Source organism: Blastopirellula marina (assembly GCF_002967765.1).
Taxonomy (GTDB): Bacteria; Planctomycetota; Planctomycetia; order Pirellulales; family Pirellulaceae; genus Bremerella; species Bremerella marina_A.
Genome location: NZ_PUHY01000001.1, coordinates 136,653 through 163,197, shown reverse-complemented (window position 1 = coordinate 163,197; position 26,545 = coordinate 136,653). Strand labels below are relative to the sequence as shown.

At 53.6% G+C, this 26,545-nt stretch carries 18 protein-coding genes and 1 riboswitch; of the genes, 8 read left to right on the top strand and 10 right to left on the bottom strand.

Annotated features, from left to right (window positions below; genetic code table 11):
- Positions 1 to 59 precede the first annotated feature (59 nt).
- Positions 60 to 3,581, bottom strand: coding sequence for a PVC-type heme-binding CxxCH protein (locus C5Y83_RS00560; protein ID WP_105327700.1), 3,522 nt, complete (start codon positions 3,579 to 3,581; stop codon positions 60 to 62).
- A gap of 220 nt (positions 3,582 to 3,801) precedes the next feature.
- A riboswitch (cobalamin riboswitch) is annotated at positions 3,802 to 3,982 on the top strand.
- 37 nt (positions 3,983 to 4,019) lie between these two features.
- Here C5Y83_RS00560 and C5Y83_RS00555 point away from each other — a divergent pair.
- On the top strand, positions 4,020 to 6,056 hold the full coding sequence (locus tag C5Y83_RS00555; protein ID WP_158262175.1) for a TonB-dependent receptor plug domain-containing protein: 2,037 nt from the start codon (positions 4,020 to 4,022) through the stop codon (positions 6,054 to 6,056).
- Between the two features lie 10 nt (positions 6,057 to 6,066).
- On the opposite strand, the gene C5Y83_RS00550 is transcribed toward C5Y83_RS00555, so the two are convergent.
- From C5Y83_RS00550 to C5Y83_RS00530, 5 genes are all read right to left on the bottom strand, one after another.
- Complete coding sequence (locus C5Y83_RS00550; RefSeq protein ID WP_105327698.1) at positions 6,067 to 6,393, bottom strand: hypothetical protein; 327 nt, start codon at positions 6,391 to 6,393, stop codon at positions 6,067 to 6,069.
- Positions 6,394 to 6,410: 17 nt separating this feature from the next.
- On the bottom strand, positions 6,411 to 7,154 hold the full coding sequence (locus C5Y83_RS00545; RefSeq protein WP_105327697.1) for a metallophosphoesterase: 744 nt from the start codon (positions 7,152 to 7,154) through the stop codon (positions 6,411 to 6,413).
- Positions 7,155 to 7,396: 242 nt separating this feature from the next.
- Positions 7,397 to 9,115, bottom strand: coding sequence for a hypothetical protein (locus tag C5Y83_RS00540; protein WP_105327696.1), 1,719 nt, complete (start codon positions 9,113 to 9,115; stop codon positions 7,397 to 7,399).
- A gap of 126 nt (positions 9,116 to 9,241) precedes the next feature.
- Positions 9,242 to 9,886, bottom strand: a complete 645-nt coding sequence (locus C5Y83_RS00535) for a hypothetical protein (protein WP_105327695.1) — start codon at positions 9,884 to 9,886, stop codon at positions 9,242 to 9,244.
- 104 nt (positions 9,887 to 9,990) lie between these two features.
- Positions 9,991 to 10,827 carry a ParA family protein gene (locus tag C5Y83_RS00530; protein ID WP_105327868.1) on the bottom strand — a complete coding sequence of 279 codons (837 nt, stop codon included), beginning with the start codon at positions 10,825 to 10,827 and terminating at the stop codon, positions 9,991 to 9,993.
- Between the two features lie 237 nt (positions 10,828 to 11,064).
- Here C5Y83_RS00530 and nagB point away from each other — a divergent pair, with 237 nt between their 5' ends.
- Together nagB and C5Y83_RS00520 are read left to right on the top strand one after the other, a co-directional pair.
- Entirely contained in the window at positions 11,065 to 11,856 is a 792-nt protein-coding gene (nagB, locus tag C5Y83_RS00525) for a glucosamine-6-phosphate deaminase (RefSeq protein WP_105327694.1), read from the top strand.
- A gap of 9 nt (positions 11,857 to 11,865) precedes the next feature.
- Positions 11,866 to 12,864, top strand: a complete 999-nt coding sequence (locus C5Y83_RS00520; protein WP_105327693.1) for a rhomboid family intramembrane serine protease — start codon at positions 11,866 to 11,868, stop codon at positions 12,862 to 12,864.
- On the opposite strand, the gene C5Y83_RS00515 is transcribed toward C5Y83_RS00520, so the two are convergent.
- Entirely contained in the window at positions 12,861 to 13,295 is a 435-nt protein-coding gene (locus tag C5Y83_RS00515) for a hypothetical protein (protein WP_105327692.1), read from the bottom strand. The genes C5Y83_RS00520 and C5Y83_RS00515 overlap by 4 nt on opposite strands.
- 192 nt (positions 13,296 to 13,487) lie before the next feature.
- On the opposite strand from C5Y83_RS00515, the gene C5Y83_RS00510 reads away from it, so the two are divergent.
- From C5Y83_RS00510 to dprA, 3 genes are all read left to right on the top strand, one after another.
- Positions 13,488 to 13,718 carry a hypothetical protein gene (locus tag C5Y83_RS00510; RefSeq protein ID WP_105327691.1) on the top strand — a complete coding sequence of 77 codons (231 nt, stop codon included), beginning with the start codon at positions 13,488 to 13,490 and terminating at the stop codon, positions 13,716 to 13,718.
- A 61-nt stretch (positions 13,719 to 13,779) separates the two neighbouring features.
- The gene (gene aroB / locus C5Y83_RS00505) at positions 13,780 to 14,901 is read left to right on the top strand and encodes a 3-dehydroquinate synthase (protein WP_105327690.1); all 1,122 of its coding nucleotides are present in this window, start codon (positions 13,780 to 13,782) and stop codon (positions 14,899 to 14,901) included.
- Positions 14,902 to 14,964: 63 nt separating this feature from the next.
- Positions 14,965 to 16,095 carry a DNA-processing protein DprA gene (dprA, locus tag C5Y83_RS00500; RefSeq protein ID WP_105327689.1) on the top strand — a complete coding sequence of 377 codons (1,131 nt, stop codon included), beginning with the start codon at positions 14,965 to 14,967 and terminating at the stop codon, positions 16,093 to 16,095.
- 52 nt (positions 16,096 to 16,147) lie between these two features.
- Here dprA and C5Y83_RS00495 read toward each other — a convergent pair whose 3' ends face one another.
- Both C5Y83_RS00495 and C5Y83_RS00490 read right to left on the bottom strand, forming a co-directional pair.
- Positions 16,148 to 17,443 (bottom strand): DUF1501 domain-containing protein, encoded by a 1,296-nt coding sequence (locus C5Y83_RS00495; protein WP_105327688.1) that lies wholly within the window; start codon positions 17,441 to 17,443, stop codon positions 16,148 to 16,150.
- A gap of 61 nt (positions 17,444 to 17,504) precedes the next feature.
- Positions 17,505 to 21,215 (bottom strand): DUF1553 domain-containing protein, encoded by a 3,711-nt coding sequence (locus C5Y83_RS00490; protein ID WP_105327687.1) that lies wholly within the window; start codon positions 21,213 to 21,215, stop codon positions 17,505 to 17,507.
- A gap of 228 nt (positions 21,216 to 21,443) precedes the next feature.
- Here C5Y83_RS00490 and C5Y83_RS00485 point away from each other — a divergent pair, with 228 nt between their 5' ends.
- Both C5Y83_RS00485 and C5Y83_RS00480 read left to right on the top strand, forming a co-directional pair.
- On the top strand, positions 21,444 to 22,895 hold the full coding sequence (locus tag C5Y83_RS00485; protein WP_105327686.1) for a sulfatase-like hydrolase/transferase: 1,452 nt from the start codon (positions 21,444 to 21,446) through the stop codon (positions 22,893 to 22,895).
- 107 nt (positions 22,896 to 23,002) lie between these two features.
- A complete protein-coding gene (locus C5Y83_RS00480; protein WP_105327867.1) occupies positions 23,003 to 23,566 on the top strand; it encodes a helix-turn-helix domain-containing protein in 564 nt (187 codons plus the stop codon).
- 78 nt (positions 23,567 to 23,644) lie between these two features.
- Here C5Y83_RS00480 and C5Y83_RS00475 read toward each other — a convergent pair whose 3' ends face one another.
- A complete protein-coding gene (locus C5Y83_RS00475) occupies positions 23,645 to 26,545 on the bottom strand; it encodes a carboxypeptidase-like regulatory domain-containing protein (RefSeq protein ID WP_105327685.1) in 2,901 nt (966 codons plus the stop codon).

Genomic DNA, 26,545 nt, shown 5'->3' with positions numbered 1-26,545 from the left:
CAATTCGCCCACCAGCAGAATAGCACACGCTCGCCTCCGCTACCAATAAGCTTGGGCACTTACTCTGCCGCTGGTTTGCTTTGCTGCGATTTCAAATACCGAATCAGACCCACAAACTCTTCCTGTGGAATCTGTTCGACGAAGTTTGATGGCATTAGTGACAGGGGCGAACTCTTTTGTAGATCAATGTCCTCCTTCGCAATGCGGATTTCTTTTCCTTCCGAGTTTGCCAAGACCAGGATCTCGCCTTCCTCGCGTCGGGGGAGCCCCGAGATAATCTGACCGTCGAATGTTTGAATTAACACCGTACGGAAAGCAGCATCGACATTTCGACTGGGATCGACGACATCCTCCACGATCCGCGCGACAGGTCGAATCCCGACACCATCGAGCTGAGGGCCAATCAATTGCCCTTGGTTGCCCAACTTGTGGCACGTGGCACAACGTTTCTCAAACGATTTAGCACCGACTTCTGCAGGCACATCACTCGCGGTAACCGCAGCGATCAGACGATCGATCTGGTCTTGTACCTGTTGTTCTCGGGCAGGTAAATCCTTTTTCAGCTGGCCGATTTTGGCGGTCAGATCGTCGGTCAGCTTCAGTTGATCGATCTGCTGCTGGACGCGCGGATCTTGTAATACGTATGCCGATGCCTTGCCGGCTTCAATTCCATCGATCAAAGCCGAAACTCCCTCAGGTCGCTGAGTCAGTGCCAACGCTAACTCGGCCTGGCGGATTGCGGCGGCCGACTGCATTGCCGCGACTAATTCGGATTGAGCGTTATTGTCTGACAAGCTCCCTAATAGCTTCGCGATATCGCTCCGCACCGATTCCAAAGTGTTCGCGTCTTGTAGCCATATCGTAAGTTTCGGAAGAACGACATCGCCATGATCGAATCCGAGAAGCAAGCGCGCAGCCCCTAATCGCTGATCGATCGGAAGCTCGTCACTTTCGATTGCCCTTTCGAGATCTGCGGTAGCTCCTTGAACGCTATAGACAGCAATCGTGCTCCAAAGGTCATCCTTCTTTCCTCGTTGATCGTTAACCGGAAACGCGGGAACTTCAGGCGAAAACCCTTGGACCGCAATCCACGCCCACGAATCGCTCGAGTTGCCGTCGACAATCTCAATGTAACCGCGTTTGCCAGCGTGTTCGTCGGTTTTAAAGGTAAACTGATGGGCCGTGTCATTACGTGGACCGAAGTGCTTGCTGATGACCGTTCCGTTGTCGACTAGCTTCAGTTGAACATAGTTCTGCTTCGCGTCCGGCTGATTGGGATACCCATCTTGGCCGCACATCCAAAAGCTGACTTCCGCCGGCAACACGAATGGGCGGCTCCTCAAAATGCCAGTATTCTTTTCGCCATTGACGATGCTATCGAGGAATTCGGCCGATTCACCGGTGCTCTTCTTTCGCGATCGTGGCGCCCAAGGATTTTGCTTGTTGACTGAAGCATCCGAGAAGCGAGCAAACGTCCACGCATCTGGTTGGCTGAGTTCGCCAGATAGCGCGCCAACCAACTGATCGGCCCATTGCTTGGCGATTGCATTTTCGCTTGGTCTTCGACCCGCCTCTTGCTCGGCCTTGGTGAACTCGCGGAGCACGGCCAGTTGCTGCCAAGGTTCTTTTCCGCTGACTAATTCGACGACACGCTCGAGCATGGCCGGTTTCGATTGTTGTGAAGCTTGTCGCGCGACTCGACGAAGGACCTCCCAGTCAAGAGTTTCCGGCGTAGTGTTCACGATCAACCACTCGGCAGCTTCCCCCGTTTCGGATACTTTCGCCATTTCTATCAAGCGCGTCAGTTGCGCTTTCGACCATTGAGATTGTTGAATCGCTTGGGCAAAGCCAGGCGAACGAAAGTGCTCACGAAGCGCGAGGCGAATCGTGTAGACCAAATGCGTATCTTCTGGCAGTGCCTTGTTCCAAGCGGCAATCAGTGGCGAGACGTTTCTAACATCGGGGTGCCTCCCCAACGCGTCAGCGGCGGTCCGAACGACAAACGCATCTTCGTCAGAAAGGGCCTCTCGAACGATGCGGAACTCCAGTTCGTTCCATTCGGGACGTTCGGCTAAAGCTCGCATCGTATGAACGCGGACGATTGCCTCTTCATGAATCGACAAATGTTCCAGTTCAACCGGCTCAATCCCGTCTAAGCGTTCAACGACCCACAATCCATGCGCGACTTGCCATGGTGTGAGGTCTGTCACTCGAGCTCGCAATGCATCAGATGCCGTTCCGGCGAAGTTATCGACCAAAAGATTCGTCGCCAGCGTTCTCACTAATAGATTGGGATCGTCTAGCTTGTCGATTAGGCCATCGACGTTTAACTTCGTGATATCGGTAGAATCAGGCAGTGGCGCGGCTCCTTCGCCCGTGTATACCACTCGCCAAACACGTCCATGAGTTCGGTCGCGATCAGGATGTTCAAGAGGAGATTCGTAGTGACCAATAATCGGATTGTAAAAGTCGGCGATGTAGAGGGCTCCGTTTGGGCCCACCATCACGTCGACTGGGCGAAACCAGGTATCGTCGCACGTCACCATGTCAGGCTGCGAATCGACCAGGTAAGTTGAGCCAAATCGTTTGAGCTTATCGCGATGAACGACCTGCGAAACAGGATTGCAAATGAAGATATTGTCGTGGAAATCGGCAGGAAACTGATTTGCCGCATAGTAAGCTGGTCCACAGATACCGGTCGATCCATGATTGTGGTCAATCATCGTCGGGCCAAATCCAAGGGCATCTGGTTGGTTGCCGAAGTGAGGATAAAGTGCGCCTCTTAACAGAAGATAAACAGGCATCGAGTGGCAATCAGCATCATACAGATTGCCGAGTGGATCGAACGTCATTCCAAATGGATTCACTTGTCCGTAGGTGAACTGCTCGAAGCGGCTGCCGTCTTTCCGGAAACGGTAGGTGTTGCCCGACTGCATCTTGGTGACATGGCCAGCTTCATCGGTGATCTCCGACGTGTTCGAGAAACCATGGCAGCCGTAAATCCAACCATCGATCCAAGGCGTGTATCCATTGGACATCCCATGCGTATCAACGTTGCCAATACTCCCGTAAAGTTTAGTACGCTCGTCGGCAACGCCATCTCCGTCGGTGTCGACGATCTTATCGATATTGGGAATGCTGTAGACAATCGCTTCATCACCAGCGCCGATTGGAGTTTCACCGATCGGAATATTTAGTCCGCTCACAAATCGGGTGACCTTTTTGGCGTTGCCGTTCTCTTCAAAGCCATCGACGACCACAACCCAATCGCGCGGCGCTTTGTTATCGCCCCCCTGGAAACGTTCTGGTCGAGGCTGGACGCCTGGTCCGTTCGCTGGATACGGGTACTCGACGCTGCTGGTCACCCATAATCGACCACGAGCATCGAAGTTCAGGTTCATCGGTTGTCCAATATCTGGATCGCTGAGGACCAACTGGATCTCGAAGCCGGGCGGCAGATGGAACAGCTTCTGTTGCTCTTCAGGGGACTTGGCTGGCTCGGCAGCTAAGGTAGCGCCAACGGAACTGAAAACTAGCAACGCGCACGATAGTGCGGCTGATACGAAGCGAAGGCAATTCATAACAACTTAGGTGGGAAGTGGGATGAGGGGATAAACGGGGTGTTGAGTCTGAGTATATCCCACCCGATACGCAAATACCATCAACCTGGGTGGGGTTTAGAAATGAGCGACTTTGTCGTCTCGGCAAGGCAGGGTGGTCGCTCGGGTTTTGCAGCAGACGTACGATCGTAACGTCGATGGAAGCTATACGGCGCGGACTTTTGGCGGGTGCTAGCCCCTCAATGAAGCCTGCGGCCCTGTTGTGTCTGCCGGAACGAGGAAGTGGAGTGCAATTCTCCCACCGCCCCGCGACTGTAACGAGGACGAGTGTCACAAACCACTGGAATCACGATGTGTTTCTGGGAAGGGTGACGCAAGGATGATTCGGAGTCAGGATATTCGCCCGGAAAGACAGTTCGAAATCGCATGCGTTTCCACGAGGGATGGAAAGGTAAACGGGTGAAAAGCTTGTTTGGATCGAGTCCGCTTTGGTGGGGCTCGCTTTGTCTTTTGGGCCTGGCATGGTTTGCTGCGCCCCTCTTTGCTCAAGATGACCTTATAGCCGTACAGCCAGTCGTCTTGCCGGAAGAGGCGACGCAGCCAAACGGTGAACCGGCTGCCGAGGTGCCAGATATTCCCTCTCTAGATGTCGGACGGCTGCCACCAGTGGTAGTTGAGGGAAACACGAGTCGTGGCGACTCGCAGCGAGACTACGATGCGACGTTCTCGAATGCCGAGGTGATGACGCCGAACTACATGCCAACCGAAGAACGGAAATTTGGTGGCACGGTTCAGGTGATTTCACGCGAGCAGATCGAAAAGTCCGATTCATTTACTGTCGGTCAGCTCTTGGCGCGACAGCCAGGGGTCGACGTGGTGAACTCGGGTGGACCAGGAGGTGCGAGTTCCATCTTTTTGCGAGGGGCAAATTCACAACATACGAAAGTCTTAATTGACGGATCCCCGGTCAATGATCCTAGCAGCCCCAGTCGCGGATTCGATGCGGCAAACTTGACGCTAGATAACGTCGAACGAATTGAAATCTTACAAGGTCCGCAAAGCCTGCTTTATGGATCAGAAGCGATTGGCGGTGTGGTAAATATCCTGACGAAAAGAGGCCAGGGCCCGATGTCGGGTTCTCTCTCTGCTCAAGGGGGTGTATTTGGTACGCATCGCGAAGGAGGCTACATCCAGGGACAAAGCGGGGCGTTTGATTATTCCTTTTCAGGGTCATGGCTCGATACGCAGTCTTATTCTGCCGCTTTGACTGGTACCGAACGCGATCCGTTCTCGGTCGGGGCACTCGCAGGTGCCTTTGGTGTTCAGCTGACCGAGAACACCGAATTTGTTTATCGTCTGCGATATACGGATGCTCGCGCTCATATTGACGACGCTTCATTTTCGATCGGACAGCCACCGACCGATGATCCGACACGATTGAATTTGACCAACAATCTGGTTCAGCGATTTGAGATCAACAATACGATGCTCGATGGCAACATCATCAACATGTTTGCCTATGACGACATCGACTACAACCGATCGGATCGTGACGATGTCTTTCCGAGTGAATTCACGGGGAAGACCCGGCAGTTCACTTACCTTGGCACGGCGATCTTGTGGCCCGATCATGATTTTTCCGTCGGTGTACAGCACTGGGACGAATCGGCAACAACCGAGTACCCACCGTCCCCATCGAGCCAAGCTAGTCAGTACCAGACGGGCATCTTTTTTCAAGATCAACTTTCACTTGGGGATCGACTCCATTTGACCGGTGGCGTCCGGTGGGACGATCACAGCGTAACCGGCGGACATAGCACCTACCGCACGACGGCTGCTTACGAATTACGAGAGACGAACACGCGACTTCGGGGTAGCCTTGGCACCGGGTATCGGGCTCCGTCTCTCTCGGAGAATATCTTGCCGTTTGGTAATCCGAATCTTCGGCCTGAGCGAAGTACGGGTTGGGAGTATGGTTTTGATCAGTCGTTGTTCCATGATCGCGTTGTCCTGGGGGCGACTTACTTCCGTAACGACTACATCGACTTGATCCTGTTCGATAGCAACACTTACACATTGTTGAACATTGGTCAGGCACGCTCGCACGGTGTCGAACTGACCGCAGATTGGTATGCGAGCGAACGTTGGACCGTGTGGGGATCTTTCACCCATACCGATACTTTCGATAACGAGACAGGTCTACAACTCGTGCGACGACCGCGAGACAAAGGAACCTTTAGTATCACACGGAAGTTTGGGGCTTGTGGCTCGATTACATTCGCGGCACGGATGATTGGCCGACGAATCGATGCCCGCGATGGCTCCGTGCTACTGGCCCAATACAACGTTCTCGATGTCTATGGCGATCACTGGATTCGACCGAACATGCGATGGTTCTACCGCATCGATAATCTGTTCAATGCGCAATACCAGGAAGTCACCGGCTACGCTACTTCCGACGCCGCGATCTACAGCGGTCTCGAGTGGCGTTTCTAAGAACGCCATGCTAGACGACGATCCGACAGCCGATCATGTTTTGCCGAAGTCGCTTAAGGCCTTCTGTGGTGATGTTCGTGCCGGTGAGTGTAAGTAATTTAAGGCCTTGATGGGCCAGTAGAGAATCGATGGAAGTATCCGTGATCGGAGCATCTTGGCAATCGAGAACTTCCAGGCTCTGTAGGTCACGCAAAGAGGCTATCTGCGAATCGTCCGGTCGGGGATCACTATGGGAAAAGTCAAGCGTATGAACTTGACCACTTTTGCGGAGGCGAATGTGCGCCCCGCAGCTTTTTAGGTTGTCGATCAACTGGGAAGAGTCGGGCAGTTTCGGCATGGGATGATGAAAATCAATTAGAATCGTTCGACGTTGTGATCAATCGGTTCGATTTTGCCATCGAGTTGTAACGGCAGCATGTTGAATTTCAACCCCGCAATGGTCGCACCTCCATTATGGAAGTTAATCCCACGGTACTCGTAGTCATTCATTGGAACGTGCGTATGGCCAAAATAAACGTTCCGAACGGCGTTATCGAGATCGACTTGCTCGTTCGAGAGGTAATCCCAGATTCGGCCGGCGATCACCTTCCGAGGATTGGCCAGCTTTCCCACAACGGCGTGCAGCTTGGAATGGATTGCCAACTGGTAAATGCCATGGCGATAAGCTGGTTGCTTGCGATGATGCTGTTGGCCACGGGCCATGGCCAGGGCGACGTTGGTGCGGTCTTTCAAGTGCACCGCATCTCCATGCAACATTACAGCCGAGCCTATCCGCAGGAAGTAGGGCTCCCAGTGCAAGTTCTCGTTTGCTTCCGTCAAGTCGCCTAATCGATCAACGAATACCGAATGGCAATCATGGTTGCCAAGAAGGTAGTGAAACTGGCAATTTCGATTCGATGCGACAAGGGTCGCCAGCCAATCGATCGCGGCATCAATCGTTGCTTCCACCGTTGGCAGCGTGGTCCAGGAAAAGTCGACGATATCACCTCCCAAGACGAACACGCGCGCGTCTTGGACTCGAGCTAAGATTTCGTCTTCATGCTCGTGATAAATCGAGCGACGAGAGAACATGTGCAAATCTGAGACGAACCAATCCATTGTGGACCCAATGCCGTACAAACGGAGAATAAATCGACAGAACCGTTTGCGACATTGTACCGCGCCCAGAGCCTAGGTCAGCCTGAGTCGCGGATGATTATCCGTTGACCAATTCCATCTAGGTCGCGTAATCGATACGACGTCATCGAGAATCGAAACGCAATCGCTGGCGTTTGCTTCCCGTCCGAAGGTGCAGAAATTCAGACGGCCGTTGTCGACATTTGTTCCGAAACAAATTCCGATTAGCTGGCACCGGGGTACTTATGTCCCTTGACGCTAATCGATTGGAAGAACTTGTTCACGACGGATGAAGAACGATGTCCGGCCCACAAGAACACGAACATTCGCTGCTGAGTGTACAGCAAAGCGACACGGCTCTTGCCGGTTCTACCACGAAGAATGTCCGCGGAAAGGTGATACTCGATTAACGGATAATCGTCGAGAGTCATCCGATCGGTACTTGTTAGGTAGCCGTTACCACCAAGTAATGCTTGAAGTCCGAAGACTTCCAATTGCTCTTTGCTCGGCATCTGATTTCCCTGGGGCGGATCGCCTGGGATGGACGAGCTATACATCATGAGGAAGGTATCATTCTCCCGTACAATGCGTTCGCCATTGACGGTTGCCTTCAGCCAGGGGCGATCAATTGTCGGAATCTTGTCGAAGTTCGATGGGAATTCGACGGTCACTAACCCAGCAGGACCCCTAGCGATGACCGGAAAATCGGATGTGTTCTTCGTCAGATATCCGTAGGGGTTGCCGCTTGCACCGAGGCCACCACCTAGCATGCTGCTGATGGTGCTGATCGCGAAAATGAAGATGAGCAGTAGTACGACCCCCGAGCCAACACCAACGGCGGTCATCACTGCGGTACTGGGCAGCCCTTTGCCTGAGGAGGAACGCCCAACGCCTTTACCGAAGTCGTCCTCTTCGGCCAGGATTCGTTTGATTTGAGCGATATACTTTGAATTCTCGACCATCTCGAGTTCATCAATCGATGCTCCACGCCCCAAAGATGCCTGTGCGGCGGCGAGTGCTTTTTCGAGGGTCTTTGGGGTGTGGTCATAGATATCTTCGTGCTGCCCAGGCAGGGCAGGGCGGTAGAAGCCACCATCGTTATCGGAAGTGACCTTCTCTTCAGTGAATGTCCCTTGAATTACGGGTTCGCGCTCAGAGCGATGAAAGCCGACGTCCTGTTTCTTCGAAGAAGGCTTCGTCGATTCTTCCATTACGCCTGCGAGCAATGAATCAGGATCATCGTCCTGACTTGACGTCTGTTTATGCTTCGGCACATCAACGGCAACCGACTCGACTAGGGGGGCATCTTCCGCTGGACCTTGCGGCTCGATTCGGATTTCTTTCTCGTCAGGAGATAGAAGCGGCATGTGCCCGGTTGGCGGAGGAGCCGTTGCTTCGGCCCGAGTCATGGTGCCAGCCTGCTCTTTGAGAAAGTCCTTAGGCGGGTTGCATGGGGAGCCCCAGGGGACTTCCATGGCGGGCACGTGTCGATCGCCTGGCAAGATGACCGAAGCCAGCTTTCGCCGACTACGTAAGATAGGACTTTCTTTGCCTGGCGGAATCTTGTGCAGGGCTTCCGTCTTGGAAGAATCGGCCTTGGGAACGGTCGACTCAACTGGCTCACCTGCCCATTTCGGACGTTCGGCGGCTGGAGCTGCTTTTTTGGGAGCTGACTTCTTGGCGGTTGAACCACCCTTAGTAGCCGTTTTCTTACCTGACTTCTCCGATGAGGGGTCAGTAAGAACTTTCGATTTTGAAAGACTTGCCTTCGACAAGCTGGCTCGCGAAGCATCGCCTGGCTTCTTCTTGTCGCCTGGGCCTTCTTTGATCAGCGTGATCTCGAAGACCTTCTTGCATTTAGGACAACGAACAGACTTTCCCTGCAGCTCAGGTTTGGCTTTGAACTTGGTTTGGCAGTGGACACATTGAGCGAATGTCGACATCCTGAGCCTAAATTAGGAGCGATAAACTGGCAGATGGAAAGTCAACCAATATAGTTGGCGATCAATCCATTCTCTCTGGGGGGCTGACAAAATACAACCTCGCTCGATAGCCAGAAAATAGGAAAATCAGCCCTTCTGTGGAATAATAACCCGCATAACAACCTCGCGTTTCGACTTGCCCAGCGAAAACGGCATGCTTTTATAGACTTCCGCGTAAGAACGGCGAAATCTAAGTGTGTAGTCATCGCTAGGCTTTACCTTTACGGGAACGCTAAAGCTGCCATCCTCTCGTGTTAGGTATTCGTTCATAGAGGAGGTGGGACCAATCAAATCGACGGGTAGATAAGCAATAGGGCGGTCGTTTTCATCTACGGCAATCCCTCGAATCACTGAGTAATCCCCCTCTAAACGGTCGGCTTGGGACATTTCGGCGACTAATTTCTTGAGATCGTCCGATTCGTCAGTGCGAATAATGACGCGATCGTTCGCAAAATCGGCCTGCAAACCGCCGGATAGTGGTACGGTGTTTTCGGCCCGAGAAAACAGCCAGCGAACGTCACGATAGTTCGCCGTGAAGCTGGCCGTAGGTAACCCTTCGTCGTCGATGACAACCGGCGTGGCGAGCAGTGCGAGCGATTCCGCCGACTGTGGATCGAGAAATCGCGTCACGAGACGGTCGCGATACTGCCATTTCGTGATCAGCACGATGGCGACCGAAACGACCACGAAAAGGCCCATCAATGTCTTCAAGCTGAAGCGAAAGCCGAACATACACGCGATCTATGCAGGGAATCGGACAGGAGACGCCGAATGCGTCTTCTCCATGATTACCGCTTCCCAGGGGAAGAATCAACTTCTTCCCCTGGCATAAGACGCTACGCGGCGGCCGTCTCAGCGACCGTGGAAGCTGGATCTTCGGCGACTAAACCCAAGCCCATCACTTCGCGAGCGAGATTTGCATAGTCTTCAGCCCCATTCGAGTGGGGGTCGTATTCGAAGATCGATTGACCAAAGCTGGGGGCTTCGGCCAGTCGAATATTTCGGCGAATCCGAGTTTGAAACACTTCCGCTTCCGACCAGGTCTTTCCGGCGGTAGCACCTTGTCCGAAGAACTCGTGAACATCGCCTGCGACTTCACCAGCCAGCCGCGTGCCTGACTCGAAAAGGCAAAGAACTACGCCTGAGAGCCGCAAGGTTGGGTTAATACGTTTCGAGACGATATCGACCGTCCGCAGCAGCTTACTTAGCCCATGTAAGGCCAAGAAGTGTGGCTGCAGCGGCAGGAAAACTTCGCCGACGCAAGCCAACGCGTTCAGCGTTAGCACGCCCAAGCTAGGCGGACAATCAATGATCAAATAGTCGTATTCCTCTTCATGTGCTTCTAAGGCATCGCGCAAGATCATCTCGCGACCGACTTCACCGGCGAGTTCCATTTCGGCTGCGGCCAGATCGAGGTGGGCAGGAATGCACCACAAATTGTCGCCTGCTTTATGGCAAACGTCGGCCAGCGAAGCATCTCCCATCAGCACTTGGTAAATCGACTCCGAACCGGAGGCGACTCCAATCCCAAGGTGAAGCGAGGCGTGGGCTTGTGGATCGAGATCGACCACGCAAACTTTTTGCCCAGTGCGAGCAATCGCGGAGGCCAAGTTGACTGCGGTGGTCGTTTTTCCCACGCCCCCTTTTTGATTCAAAATGGCAATCGACCGCATGACAACCTCCTTGTTGTAAAGCGAAATCCAACGTGGCAATGGCTGCGAGATGCAGTGCCAGCACATGCAGGGCGGATTGTAATCAGGACCGGCAAGTCATTTCCAGACCGTTTTGCACGAATTCCGGTCAGGGATTCGCAATGCGTTGTCTTTTCGCGACCCCGGTGGTGGTCTATCATCGAGAACTTGTTGATGGAAGCCGAATTTGTTCTACGACTTTGAAACGAGGAACGCGAAGTGCGCGTTATTATTGAGCCTACAGCCGAGCAAGGTAGCCAACGAGCCGCGTCGATGGTCGCCCAGTTGATTCGCAAGAAACCCCGTGCAGTTCTGGGGTTAGCGACCGGCGGAACCCCGCTGCGGTTGTACCAAGAGCTCATCCGGATGCACCAGACCGAAGGACTCGATTTCTCGCGAGTCGTTTCCTTTAATTTGGACGAATACGTTGGCCTGCCTCCGACGCATCCTCAAAGCTACCGCCACTTTATGACGGAAAACTTGTTTCGTCACATCAATATCGACATTCGGAATACACACGTTCCTGACGGCCGCGCGCTCGATTATGAGACGTATGGTTCTCAATACGAAGCTTCTATCGCTGAAGCTGGCGGGATCGATATGCAGATTCTGGGGATCGGTCGCGATGGACATATCGCGTTCAATGAACCAGGTTCTTCGCTTGGTAGCCGCACGCGTCTCAAGACGCTCGCTCCCGAGACGATCCGCGACAACGCTCGCTTTTTTGGCGGCGAGGAAGAAGTACCCCGTCTGGCAATCACCATGGGGGTCGGTACCATCCTGGAGTCCAAAAAGTGCATAATGTTGGCGTTCGGTAAGGAAAAAGCCGAAGCGATTACTGCGATGATCGAAGGACCTGTTACAGCCCAAGTCACCGGTAGTGCGCTTCAGTTCCACCAAGACGTGGTCGTCATCCTCGACGAAGAATCGGCTTCCCAATTGGGGCGCCGCGAGTACTACGATGAGGTCGAAGAAGCCCATCGCCGACTTCAATCGGAAAATACGAACTAAGAAGGTTCCATGCGCCAGATCGGTAAACTCTCTTCAGAACAACACGCGAATCGTTTCAACGATTACCTGCTGACGCTCGGAATTCACTCGAAAGTGGATCGATCGTCTCAAGGTGACTGGATCCTCTGGATTCATGAAGAGAATCACGTCGATCAGGCCCGCAGCGAACTGGAAGCTTTCCGCTCGAACCCAGATGATGCCCGCTACCGCAATGCGGCCGAAGAGGCATCCGGCATTCGCAAGATGGAACAGCTCAAAGAACGCGAGCGCCGAAAAAACATTCATGAGGTCAAACCTCGCGGTGGTGTGCCTGGCGCTGGTCTCGCTGGCTGTCCAGTCACTAAGGGCATCCTGATTATTTGCATCGGGATTGCCTTGCTCGGAATGTTTGCTTCGACAGGAGATCCGCGAGATCCCGGGATTGGGGACGAAGTTTACGCGGCACTTAGCTTTCTTTCCCCTGAAGACTTGCGAGCTTACTTCATTTCCCCCGAACCAGATCCACTGCGTTCGATCAAAAAGGGAGAAGTCTGGCGTCTGATCACACCAGCGTTACTCCACCAACGCTCAGGACGCATGGCACTGCTGCACGTTGGTTTCAACATGTACATGCTGTACATGTTGGGGCCGATTTTGGAACGCCGATTGGGAAGCCTCCAGTTTCTGTTTTTGAACCTGATCTTGGCGCTCGCCTCCAATCTCGCCCAGGGCGTATTGCCTTCGATCCTTGATCAAACTCCGTTAGCACAGTTCAGCAATAATTATGGTAGCGTCGCCTTCCTAGGCTATTCAGGCGTCATTTATGGACTGTTTGGTTTTCTCTGGATGCGATCTAATTTCGATCCAACGTTCGGTGTGATGCTCGTCCAATCTTCCATCGTGATCTTGATGGTTTGGTTCGTGCTCTGTTGGGTTGGCGTGATCGGCAATGTGGCGAACTTGGCACATACGGGGGGCTTGGTCGCTGGAATTGTTCTTGGCTTCGTGTCGGCTGCGATGCGTCGTTAATCCTTAGGGGCGACACCTTGATCGACAAAGAACTTTCGTAGGCCGTCGGCGATCGACGCGGCTGAGAGCGCTTCTTCTCGATCGGGTAATGCGGCCAATCCGTTCTTCAAGTCGAACAACACCGAGGTCGAATTCTGCGTCCCTTCATCAATGAATATCACTTCAACTTGCCATAGCGGCTTGGCCTCGGTCACGGGCACAGTTCCCGCGTAGCTGGTGTCTTCGATCAATGCTTGACGAAAGTGGACAAGTCCCTTCGCCGCGCTGATATCTTTGTTGCTGCTTTCATCTGCTAGATCGATCAGTTGAACCTTTTCCGCAGCCCGGATTCGCGTGGCATTCTCTCCCCCCCAATAACCGACGGCAAAGCGACTTTGCGACCAATGCCAAGTAATGGTAATCGCAGCGGCAATGATCGCGATGACGATCATGCCTCCTACCAACCAAGTGCCCGATGCGTGTCCTGAATGACAGTGGTGCCGTGATGCAAAAGAATTTAGGGGCATGAGCAGTAAACTAGATGGGTCGGGAATGTTCGTCGAAGGGTCCCTCTTTTATACTCGAAAGAGAATACCTTGGAACATCGAACCCTTCAGAGCTGTGCCCGTCTGTAAGGAATAAGCGTGGCTGACAAATTCGATCCCTATCGCGAATCGCTGGTCGTGGAAGAAAAAACCATCTGGTCCGACATCGGAATGGAGCTTAACGACCAGCAGCGAACGAATCTGACGCGGAAGCTACATGCCGATCCGGCTGCGTGTGGCAACCTGGAATATATTCGTGTGCACACCGGCTTCTGCCGCCAAATCACCGTTACCCTAGAAGATTTGGGCCGGCTGAATTCCACAAGCTGATAGGGCGCCGGCCAATCTTCTCCGACTGACAATCGCATACATCCCAACCCCAAAATTCAAGATGCCTGCCGCAAATTCTGGTTCCGCTGCTTCTCAAACGGTTCACGTGCCCTTAGGAGATCGCTCGTACGATATTTCGATCGGTACTGGTAATCTGGTAGACGTTGGCCGTTGGGTTACTTCACTCCGTAGTGTGACCCACGCGGTTGTGATCAGCGATGCCAATGTCGCTAAACATTACCAACAACGGGTTGAAGAGGCGATCGCCGCCGAGGGCGTCCGCGTAACCAGTTTAGTCGTCCCCGCTGGTGAGCCGAGCAAATCGGTTTCTACGGCGCAGTCTCTTTGGGAGGCGGCACTCGCGGATCGCGTCGATCGCAAGTCGGTCGTCGTTGCGCTTGGTGGTGGCGTGGTTGGTGACTTGGCCGGATTTATCGCTGCGACGATGACCCGAGGCCTCGACTTCTTTCAAATTCCTACGTCCCTCTTAGCCCAGGTCGACAGCAGCGTCGGTGGAAAAGTTGGCATCAACTTGCCATCTGCGAAAAACATCGTCGGCGCATTTTGGCAACCTAAGGGAGTTTTAATTGATACGGCGGTTCTCGAAACGTTGCCGCGACGCGAATACCTGTCTGGCTTAGCTGAAGTGGTGAAGTACGGTGTGACTCTCGATGCTGAATTCTTTTCTTACCTGGAAGCAAACGTTCAGCCGATGCTCGATCGCGACCCGGCCGTGTTGCAGAAAATTGTAGCCCGCAGCTGCGAGCTGAAAGCACAAGTTGTCGCCGAGGACGAAACCGAAACGACTGGATTGCGAGCGATTCTAAATTACGGACACACGTACTGTCATGCCTTAGAAACGGTTGCTGGCTATGGCGAATACCTGCACGGCGAGGCGGTTTCCGTTGGCATGCTGTGCGCTTCGCGTTTGGGCGAGAAGCTGGGCGTGTTCGATGCCGAATCCACCCAGCGGCAATTCAAATTGCTATCGGCGCTGGAGTTACCAGTCGCTACTCCCAAGCTAGATGAGCGCGCCATCCTATCTGTGATGCAGCGTGATAAGAAGGTTGAACACGGAAAGCTCCGTTTCATCGTCCCGCATCGTATCGGGAAGGTCGTGTTGACGCCTGACGTCCCTAGCGACCTAGCGATGGATGCTTGGCGGGAAGGCTGCGAAGCTTGAGCCACGAGGCAATTCCCCTATAATCGCGTGTGCCATTCCCCCATTCCAGAGGTGTGTACCGCGATGAGTCTTGCTGAAGAGGAAAGAACGTCTGATCCAGAATTTCTGGCTGCATTTCGATTGGCCTTAACATCTGGCATTGGACCAGCCAAGATTCAAGCCATGCGGACGTACTTTGGCAGCCTGGCTGCGGCGCTGGAAGCTTCAGGAGACCAGCTTCGCAGTGTCCAGGGAATTGGACCAAAGATGGCCCAGACGATTCTGAAATCACGTGAGCTCGACATCGACCGCGAGCTGGAACACTGCCGTGATTTTGGAATCACGATTCTCACGGCGGAGGACGAAGCATTTCCGGAACTGTTAAAGGAAATTGCTGATCCACCGACTCTTTTATTCGTGCGGGGAGAGATCCTTCCGTGCGATGAACTTGCCGTCGCGATCGTGGGGACACGTCATGCTACGTATTACGGTACGAGGCAAGCCGAGCGTTTCGGCTACGAACTGGCCAAAGCGGGTTTCACTGTCATCAGCGGCCTGGCACGTGGCATTGATGCGGCGGCACATCGAGGGGCGCTGAAAGCTAAAGGGCGAACGATTGCGTTCTTAGGTGGCGGTGTTTCCAAGATCTATCCGCCAGAGCATCTTGATCTGGCGTATGAAGTTGCGGCCAGTGGGGCGGTGGTGAGCGAGGCGGCTCCACTCGTTAGTCCTATCGCGGGTGCGTTCCCTCAGCGAAATCGTCTGATTACGGGGATGAGCCTCGGGGTTATCATTATTGAAGCGGCCCAACGAAGTGGTGCGCTTATTTCAGCACGAATGGCCATGGAACAAAACCGCGAGGTTTTTGCGCTGCCTGGCCAGATTGATAATCCGGTCGCCCGCGGAGTGAACGGCTTAATCAAGGATGGTGCCGCACTGGTTCAATCGGTGGACGATGTGATCGAGCAACTTGGACCGCTGCGAAAGCCGCTTGCCATCTCGGACGAACAAACGGTGCTGAAACCGGCCGAATTGAATTTGAACGAGCAAGAGCAGCAGGTCCTTCAACATATCCAGCTTGAACCCACTTCGCTTGACTCACTCGTGGCTAACTCTAAGTTGCCGGTTCATCGGGTATTGGCAACGTTGAGCATCTTGGAAATGAAACATTTGATCCGACGCCCCAGTGGAACGACCGTGCAGCGGATTGCTTGATCAATCGCCAATTGCAATGACACCTCCTAGGCGAGTTGTCCGCCAAGTCGACTTAACCGAATAACGCCTTGATCGGCTGTCCATTGTCGGTAATGGGGACCGGGCGATCGCCATCGTAGAGAGACTTTGCGTAGTTGATTCCCAAAGCGGCATGGATGGTTGCGAAAAAGTCCGGCACTGAAACCGGGTCACGGACAATCTTTTTCGAAAGTTCGTCTGTCTCGCCGTAAGCGCCGTTGTGCTTCAGACCGCCGCCAGCCAACACACAGGTAAACGCCGATCCTTGATGACCCCGACCGCCTCCACTATCAAACTCAGGTGGGCGACCAAATTCTGTGGTAATCACGATCAACGTCTTGTCGAGAATCTTTCTCGCTTCCAGGTCCAAAATAAGGGCCGAAACCGCCGTATCCATTTCCTGGATCAGCTTGTGTTGCTCGAGAATACCACCGTTGTGGACGTCCCAACCGGCACCATTTAGGAAATTCAAGTTATGCGAGACTTCGATGAAGCGCACGCCGCGTTCAACCAATCGCCGTGACAAGAGAAGTCGTTGACCGAACTCGCCGCCGTAGCCTTTGCGCAGGTCAGCGGACTCGGAATCGAGTTCGAAGCTGCTCATGAACTCGCGACCACTTAGCTTCATGCTGAGATCGATTGTTGATTCATAGTCTTTCAGGCGAGCATCACGAGTTTCTGGCTGAAGCTTTCTTAGACGGGTCAGGAACTCTTCGCGGCGACTTTTACGCGTTGCGTCGATACCAACCGGTGGCGAGAGGCCTGCTGGGCCCCGACCTGTTTCAGTTAGGTAGAGATAGCTGTGCTTCGCACCAAGGAAGCCGGGGCCGCGAGTCGCATTGGGATAGCCGATGATCACGTAGGCCGGGACGTCGTTGGAAGCTGCCCCTCGCTCGTGCGCGACGATCGAACCGATCGATGGGTAGACAACGGTGCCGCTTACCGGGCGTCCAACGTGCATCCAGTTAGTGGCCGCGGCATGTTCGTCGATTACGGAGTGATTCACCGTACGCACGGCTGAGACGCGATCCATCAGAGGAGCCATCTTCGAGAGATGTTCACAAACCTCAACCCCTTCGACGCAAGTCGGGATCGACTCGTAGTAAGAGCCTGGCTTCTTGGACTTGGGATCCCCCTTTCGTTTCGGATCAAATGTATCTATCTGTCCCATGCCGCCACCGAGCCAGATCGAAATGACATGCTCGGCCTGACCACGAATCGGCTCTGACTTGGGCGAAGCATTCGCCACCGATGCAGCCATTGCGGATGCTGCGGAAGCAGCCAGGAACTGGCGGCGATTGACCCCGAGATTCGAATTCTGATTGTCCATGATCAACTCTATCGGGCAAAAAGGGATAACACGTTCAGAGTATGTTTACTAACTTGTCGGGCTACGGCATCCAGACGAATTCGCGAAGGTTAACCACACTCCAGACAACGTCTTCGTAAACTTCCCGCCACTGCGTCCTCAGACGCGGATCGGCTGGCGGTCCGGTACGAGCACGCTGGGCATGTTCCAATTGAATAACATTCGCCTCGTTTCGGAGGTGATTCGACCATGTCACCAGTGGTAAACGTTCTGGTGGCGTTGGCAATGTGATTTCCTCCTGGGGGACCAAGCGATCCTTGAAGCCGTGTGACAAAACGTCCGCGAACAATTCGCTTTCTTCGGGGGTTGGCATCCGGCTTAAGAAGCGGAGGAACACCGAGTCTACCAGCGCCTCAGGCGATTTCGCGTTGACCGCCAAATCTGCGAGTGGACTTTCATCAGAAGCCCGGGTTAGCCAGACGGTCAACGTACCGTTGGCAATTACCGCCGGCTGTAGGACATTGGAAGCGGTCTCGCGATCGGTGCGTGGGATTTGACGTTCTGCTGACCAGCCAAATGCCCCCAGTACATCGTCGACGACAGCAGCTCGGGGAAGGGTTAAACTGGGACGATCACGCTCGTTTGAAGTGCTGGCCATCATCCAGGCACGTTCAACACAGCCGAGATTATTACGATTGCTTGCCGGGCGGCGGCCATCGGGATCGAGTGTCATGGCATCGATTTCGATCTCCTTACCAGCCGCTTCGTAGAACGAATCAACTATTTGCTCAGCCGTCATTCGCCGACGTTCAGGTGCATTGAACAGACGCCGCGCAGGTTCGACTGACTTCTGTTTTCCAATTGCTTCACGCTGGTACAAGTCGGAGGTCATGATCAAACGCGCGGTACGTTTCACGTCGTAACCATGAGCCATGAAGTCGTGGGCCAACCACTCGAGAAGTTCTGGATGGCTGGGGTCGCTTCCCTCCCAATCGTGTGGCGGCTCGACGATACCGGCTCCAATCAAACGTCGCCAAATTCTATTGACCGCAATCTTGGCAAATCGGCCGTTTTGAGGAGCAGTGACAAATGTGGCTAGTTTCTCTCGCGTGTCGTTCGCGTTTTCCATGTAAGCCGCAAGGTCCGCATTGCTGCGTAATCCGGTTTCCTCGGCGAAGGGCCACTCGGGTTCGATGCTGACTCCAGGTTTTAGCGTTACTTGAATGAGTGGTTCGCGATCTTGGTTCTCAAAGAAAGCATCTGGTACGGAACTTGTCTTCGGAACGGAAAGTGGCTTTCTCGCAAACATGGCGGCCAGGGAATACAAGTCTTTTTGGGTCGTTTTGTGGTAAGGCGAATCATGGCAGCGAGCACACTGTAGTTCGATACCCAGAAACGCATTGGCGATGATGTTTCCTTTGGCGGCGAAGGGAGAATCGTTCTGAGCAGCCAATGCAAAACCAGCACTTCCTCCTTCATGCTTACCGCCGCGCATCATCATCAGTTCCGTGACCATTCGATCCAGCGGCTTGTCATCCCGAAGGGCGTCGTGCAGAAACCACCGAAACGGTCCACTGGCATTCAGTGTCGCATTGATCAAAGTTGGGTTCTCAGCCAAGACATCTTGCCAGTAGCTGACCCAGTGATCGGCCCAACGCGGGTCTTGCAATAGCTGATCGATTAGCTCAGTCCGCTTGGTAGGAGACGCGTCCTTGAGGAACTTCCGGACTTCCGCCTCGGTCGGCACAACACCTACGGTATCGAGGTAGGCCCGACGTATGAACTTCGAGTCAGAAACCAATGGAGCGAGGTCCGTTTCCTCTGCGGTGAACGGCATGGTGGGCCATTTTGCACCGTCGTTGATCCAGACTTCCAGCGTTTTAATCTGAGCTTTGCTAAGTCGGCTACCCGTAGGAGGCATTCGCAGGTCTTCCTCATCACTACGAATGCGAGCCATCAGCTCACTGGCATCGGCATCGCCTGGTTCGATCGCCGCACCGGAGTATCCCCCCTCGATCGCCAGTTCTCGATCATTCAAGCGAAGTCCGCCAGATTCCTTGTCGCCATGGCAGCGGAAACACTCACTTCGGAGAATGGGAAGGACATCACTGTGAAACTTTTGCGCTTCGGCGAGAGACGTACCTATGGAAGAACTCTTGGCTGCTTCAAGTCGACGTGCCAGGAAGGCGTCAATCGGATTTGTCTCACCACTGCCAGGAAGGGGCGGTGCAGGATTTAGCTTAGTCCAATCGCGCGCTAATTCATGACGCTTTTGCCAGAAGGAATCGCGAGACTCGGCAGCCTCGTGGCGGTTTTGGTCATCTAGTCTTGCGAGTGAAGCTTCAATGCGAGCGAGTGCGCCTTCAAATGCTTCGTCGGTGAGTGGCAGCGGAGCATCAGCACTGCCGGCGGGACCAAGTACATGGTAATGATCACCGGCTTCATTCAGTATGGCAACCGTGAACTCGCCAGGCTCGGGGCGGAACTTCTTCCCGCCGGCCAACGATTCAACCACCACGCGAACCATGCCACTCTTGGGAATATCGATTTCCTCAATTGTTTCGTGAATGCGGTGTTCAGCAATGCGATGACCTGGTAACGGTGGCTCGGCCAGGGGGGTGATCGGTTCTTCGCCACTGGGCGAGCCTTGCAGCGAAGTAGTCTTGGCAACCAGCTTGCCATCGATCCACATTCGACTGAGCCCGCGAGACCTTAACAGGATCTTATGCTTCCCAGCAGTCAACCGTGCGTCAGCCGCCATTCGCACGAGAACCGGAGGCTTCCAGGCATCGCGAATACCCCAGTCGTCGTAGCGAATTGGTAAGCGTGGCGTGAGAAACTCACCGGTTTCCCAACGCATGGTTTCGTCAGGATAGTCTTCATCGAAATCAAGCCAGCGATTGTAGGCAGGCATTCCTTCGTGAAAGGTAACCGTCACGCGATCGGCGGGAAGCTTGCCTAGCGTTGGCATCGACTCTTTCGGAGGCTCTGGCTGCGGGGCCTCGCCGATTCGGCGAAAACGATTCTCAAGCGTCTCGTTATCAAGAACTACGCGATGCAGTGCGATCGCATCTAGATAACCCCGAAATGAGTTGCCAGCATTTCCACCAAGCGCAGAGCCAATCCAAACACTATCATCGTCGACAACCGGTGCTTCCGTAGTCGGGCCTCCCATATCCCAGCTCCCTGGAATGGTCTTACCATCGATCCAGCCACGTACGCTTTCCGGCTTACCGAATTCGTAGGTTACTGCCACATGATGCCAGCCTGTGCGGGGCTGGAATCCGTCGTTCGTCGTCCACCGATGCCAGGGTGAAGGAGTTACACCACGCGGTGTGGCGAAGAGGAAGCTGATGCATGCTTTTCCTTTGGCACCACGGAGCCGAAGTGCCCAGTTTTGATTATCGGGCGCGAAATCGCGATTGCCGGTTCTTCCTTTGCCAATGATGTAAACATTCTCGTCGTTTCGCATGTCGCGCACGTTCACCCAGGCTTCGATCGTGATCGAATCGCCGTTGGTAAAGTCGAACGGACTGCGTGCGCCTGGATCGTCGTAGGAAAAATAGGAACCACGACCGTCAAATTTGGCGGCTGTGTTCGTGGAGTCGAAGTCAGGATAAACCGGAGGCCGTGGACCTGGAACATCACGGTGAACACCTCCGTGCGGTAGAAGTGGCGATTCTTCTTCTGCCCCAAACTCCCACATGACCACTTGCTCCGACGCGTAAACGCTAGTTGACAGCAATACAACGGCAGCGAGGGCAATCCAGACAATGGAAAGTGGACAGCGCATGGGCGTTTCCTATCGAGACCACTCACAACGCGTTAGGTATACCGTCGTGAGGTTGGGATAAGCGGTGATGAAGGTAGGGGGAAATCATTGGCCTAGCGGCAGGGGAAGGAGTCTTAAATATCCATAGATTCTTTGCTTACGTCAAGCTTTCTTCCTAAGCTAGTGATATTGCGCAAAGGACGCCCCTCTATGGGATTGCGTTTGGAAGCACGCCTTGGAGACACATCAATGTTTAAAGCCCCGATCCGAAAATGGTTGTGTTGTTTCGTCCTATTACCCCTGATTAGTGGATTGATAGGAATTGACGAAACGAATGCTGCCCAGCATCCCGATCTGCCAAACGTATTGCTGCTCGTGGCGGATGATTTGGGCTATGCAGAATTAGGTTGTCAAGGGAATGCTGATGTGCAAACGCCACAGATCGATGCGCTTGCGAAGCAGGCGGTGCGTTACACCCAAGGTTATGTGACCGCGCCTAACTGCAGTCCATCGCGAGCCGGATTTCTCTCTGGACGTTTTCCAACTCGGTTTGGTTACGAGTTCAACCCGATTGGGCCACGTAACGAAGATCCTGATACAGGCTTCCCGCGTCAGCAATTTACATTGGCCGAGCTATTACATGATACTGGTTATACGACTGGCCTGGTCGGCAAGTGGCATCTCGGCGGAGCAGCTGACTTTCATCCGCAACGTCACGGGTTTGACGAATTCTTCGGCTTCTTACATGAAGGGCACTACTTCGTTCCCAGCCCGTGGAACAACACGACGACCTGGATACGGCGTAAAGGGCTGCCGCCGGGAAGCGACGGTCGCTACCAAGTAAATGAACATCTTGTTTACTCCTCGCACATGGGGCATGACGAACCTGCCTACGATGCCAATAACCCCGTTCTTCGCGGTGGCCAGCCGGTTATCGAAGAGGCCTACTTTACCGATGCCATAACTCGTGAAGCGACTTCCTTCATCCGCCGTTACCATGACGATCCTTGGTTCCTGTGCGTGGCATACAATGCCGTACACAGCCCGCTGCAAGCCAAGAACGAAACGCTTACCAAGTTCGCGGAGGAAGAGGATATTCAGCGACGCATCTTTCTAGCGATGTTGTATGATCTCGACAAGAGTGTGGGCGAGATTCTCGAAACGCTCAGGGAGGTTAAGCAAGACAAGAACACGCTCGTGATGTTCATCAGTGACAATGGCGGACCAACTAAGGAGACCACAGCCAGCAATTTGCCACTTCGCGACGGCAAGGGCAGCATGTACGAAGGAGGCATTCGCGTTCCCTTCCTCGTGCGCTGGCCAGGCAAACTCAAGGGTGGGACGACGAGCGATGCGGTGGTCAGTTCCGTCGATCTCTATGCAACCCTCACTTCATATTTGGGGCAAACACCGAAGCAATCGCTCGACGGTATCAATCTACTGAAGAACGAACCATCGGCAGATCGCACCTTGTACTGGCGACAAGGTAAACGTGCTGCGCTTCGGCAAGGACGCTGGAAGATTGTCGCTCCAAATGGATACGCTCAGCGAGACGACTGGGAGTTATACGATTTAGCGGAGGATCCAGGCGAATCGAATAATCTGGCCGATCTGCCTAAGTATTCGGAGCGATTCAACGAACTCATTATGAAGTGGCAAGCTACTAACGACGAAATGCGTGAGCCACTGTTCGGAAGGTAGCCTTTCTTCGAATCTGAGTGGTTGCATGAAGTTTTACAGTGTTAAGTATTTGCGAGGCTGGTCAACCGAATCGTTGTGCAAATTTGGGTCGTGTCTATAATACCGCGATGAACTTAGTTGAACTGGCAGAACGAATTCGTGCGCTTCGTATCGATCAGCGTTTGACGTTGGAAGAAGTTGCGTCGCGTACAGGGCTGACGCGTAGCTGGTTATCGAAAGTCGAGAATTTTCGCGTAACTCCGTCGTTGCCCGCCCTGGCCGAGATTGCGCGAGCGTTGGGTGTGACGACATCGAAGCTGGTTGAAGGACTTGATGAGAAGCCAGCATTAACAATTGTGCGAAGCGACGAACGCAAGATTGTCGAACGGGATCAATCCTCAGAAAATACAGCCGTCTACCATTCGTTGGCGTACCGACGAAAGTCGCGATCGATGGATCCCTTCATCATTACGCTTCCGCCCGGCGTGGCTCGAAAGGAAGCGATGGCGCATGTGGGGGAAGAATTCCTGCTCGTGGAGTCGGGAAACGTCGATTTCGAATACGACGGTGAGGTATTTCACCTTGGAACAGGTGACAGTCTTTACTTTGATGCCAGTATTCCGCATCGTTTAATTAATTCCTACGAGGCTGAAGCTTTGGTCTTGTGTGTTTTCCAATCGCCACAAGCATAGTGTTCTAAGTACCGATTGGATCGCGACTGGGATCTACAGGTTATTAGTGACAGGTAGCCACTCGGTCAGGAGATGGCGTCATGGGCGGGCGAATTGCATGGTCCTCCTTAGCTGTTTGGCGCTTTCAATCAATTTTCGCACGGTACTCGCGCGTTCTGAGGGGGAGAAAATGATGGGCTCGGAATGTAGAGCGTATCGATCTTTGCCATTCTCCGGCGCGACGAGAATCATCCAAGGGTAGGAAGTGTCAGACGCATTCGCCCATAGCCGTTCCGCAATCAAGGGAGCCTGGGGCATTCGGCTTTTTAGTGAGCACATCACGCAGAACTGCGATAGGGTGCGGGCACTCGCTTCTAGGTTTATCTCTAAATCGACGAAGTCATGTTGACCGTAGTGACCGTACGTAACCAGGACAAGTTTGTTGTCTAGGCGAGCCTGTTGAATCGCTGCCTCATATATCTCTAACGCATCGAGTGTTTCACTTCCGTGTCGCTTCAAGAAGGATAGTAAGCGATCCCAGTTCCACTGGTTGTCCTCTTGTAATTTGCCAAACGGAATTTCATCTAACGTATTTCCAGCAGCGTCCATCACCAACAACTTCGAGCCGCCGTTGTTTGGGAGAGGGTAACGCTGGAGATCTTCTTCCGAAAGCGTATCCTTATCAATCCATATCAGTTGATATGGTTGAATGGCCTGCTGCAGGTCCGCATGTTCGTGATCGAACTGTCGCGTCTGCATTAGTAACTCTTGCGTGAGTCGATCGTAGAGATCCGCTAAGACCACTAAGAGTTTCTGATCAAGACGGCTAGCGGCATTCGCGGCAATACCAAATCGAGTAACCAAAGGAATCGGTGGATGGAATGCGAGTTGAGTATCTAGCTTAGAGATGTCTTGCCCATGTTGCGGTGTTCCGAAAAGTGGTCCAATATTCAACATGCCCACGTCAGGTGCGGTGAATGCGATTACATCGGGATTCGTTGTTGTGTTGAAGTCGGCGACTGTGAACTGTCTTGGGGATAGCCAATATTGCGCGCCCGGAATTAGGCCGGTGATGTGGAAGTCGGTTCCGCTGGGAAGTACAAGCTCTTCTTTCAACTTCATCCACTTCCCGCGACCAACATCGACCATCAATTGAATGTGAGGTCTCAAGCTAGAATCGGGCCTTAGCGTTTCAGGATCATACATCCTACCTTCGACAAATACCGTTCGCTTTAGGCTAACAACGGCTGTTTGGGAATGGGGCAAAATCGTCGCTGATCCTGCTAAGTCTCCACGCTTGTTCCAAGCCAACACCGTTTGTGCAACCGGTGCGATTGGCAGCGTGAAGGTTCCGTCCTGCGAGAGCTGCGGTGCCGGCAGCTGCCTCATCGTGTTGTGCGGACGACAAAGGATCGTCAGTTCGCCAATATCAGCTCGTACTCCGTCTGCCAACGCGATCTGCCCGGTCACTTGTCCGCACGGAAGCTTTGCTCCCCAGACCGTAAGATCAAGCGGCTTTGCTGAATCAACTTTGATCGTAACGGATTCACCTCGGCTGGCCTCTTGTAGGTGATATTCGCCCGGCGCCAAAGCGAGCTCGAACTTCCCTTCATCGTCGGTCATCGCCTCGACGTCGTCACAGGTAAGTTGCTCGTACTCTGGTGGATCCAAGTTCCAGACCTTGGGCGTTAACCAAGCGTCGTCAATTTGGTCTCTGGGAAGTACATTACCAGTCACGGCGATCCTACGACGAGCGATTGGTTGGCCGTTTGAAACGGCAAGCAATGTTCCACGCACCTTGGTAGGTGATTGAAAGACAAGTTGGATTGCCTGCGGGTTCGAGCCGTGTGGGATCGAAAGCGGAATTGCTTCTGTTCGATAGCTTCCGCTAGTTGCCCAAATGGCGATCCGACTTTCAACCGGTAGGCGAATTGAGCATGAATTCGCATCGTCGAGACGCCGCGATTGTTCAATTTTCGGGAACCAGCGACCGGAGCCACGAACTTCTACTTGGAAGTCCGTAAGTGCGACGCCCGATTCGTTGATGATGGTCGTTTCAATGGTCGTTTGCTCGGGTAGAACCACGCGTTTGGGAATCGGTTGACCAGATGTCTTTGATAAGAAATCGCTAGGTTTGACGCTTGCGGGACGATCGCAAAAACCAATCTTGGCAAACTTGAGATAGCCACGTCCCCCGGACAAGTCAACAGTTGCAAGTCCGTTGGCATCGGTTTCTTCGTAATAGCCATCGATAGTCGATTCATAGAGACCGCTTAACTGCATCCTCTTGACGGCGACCATCGCGTTTGGAACAGGGCGGCCTGAGGAATCGACCACCTCCACCTGGTATGGCTGCACCGGAGTTAGCGTCATCACGACCTTGGGGGGAGTCTCTCCACTGACCGGCGGCTGAACAATTCGCTCGCAGGAAAGTCCCTTTCGTGGTAATCGTGCGACCAGTTTGTCATGGTTGATATGCATCTTAATGTACAAGACTTTCGCAAAACCGTTTACATCGGTTGTCGCTACCGCTTCCGATCCGTAAGCAAGAAGCGAATCGCATGCCACTTCGACGCCTGGACATGCTTGGCCTTGCTGGTCAACGACGTGCACGTGAAAAAACGTTTCGGGCACGAGTTCGATTCGCAGCATGGGAACGAGACCGTCGCGAGCATACTGTCCGCCAGTTCCGATGTTGCCTTGATGGTCGCGGATGACAACGGCGAAAGAAGGAGTTCGTATACCTGGAGGCGGCTTTAGCGAGAACATACCGAACTGATCGGTTCTGGTTTTCGCTAACACGGGCGGAGCGATGTCGCTGGGATATTTCCACAATCCGAAAACCTCGGCATCGGCAACCGGCTTTCCGTCTTGATCGACGACCACGCCGAAGCCGATTTCACCAAGAGGTATTGTTTCCGGGACCACCTGCGCGGATTGGTCGCAGGCCAAGCTCAAAGCGACCAGCATGACAAGTCCTAGAAGTGAGATGAGTCGCAT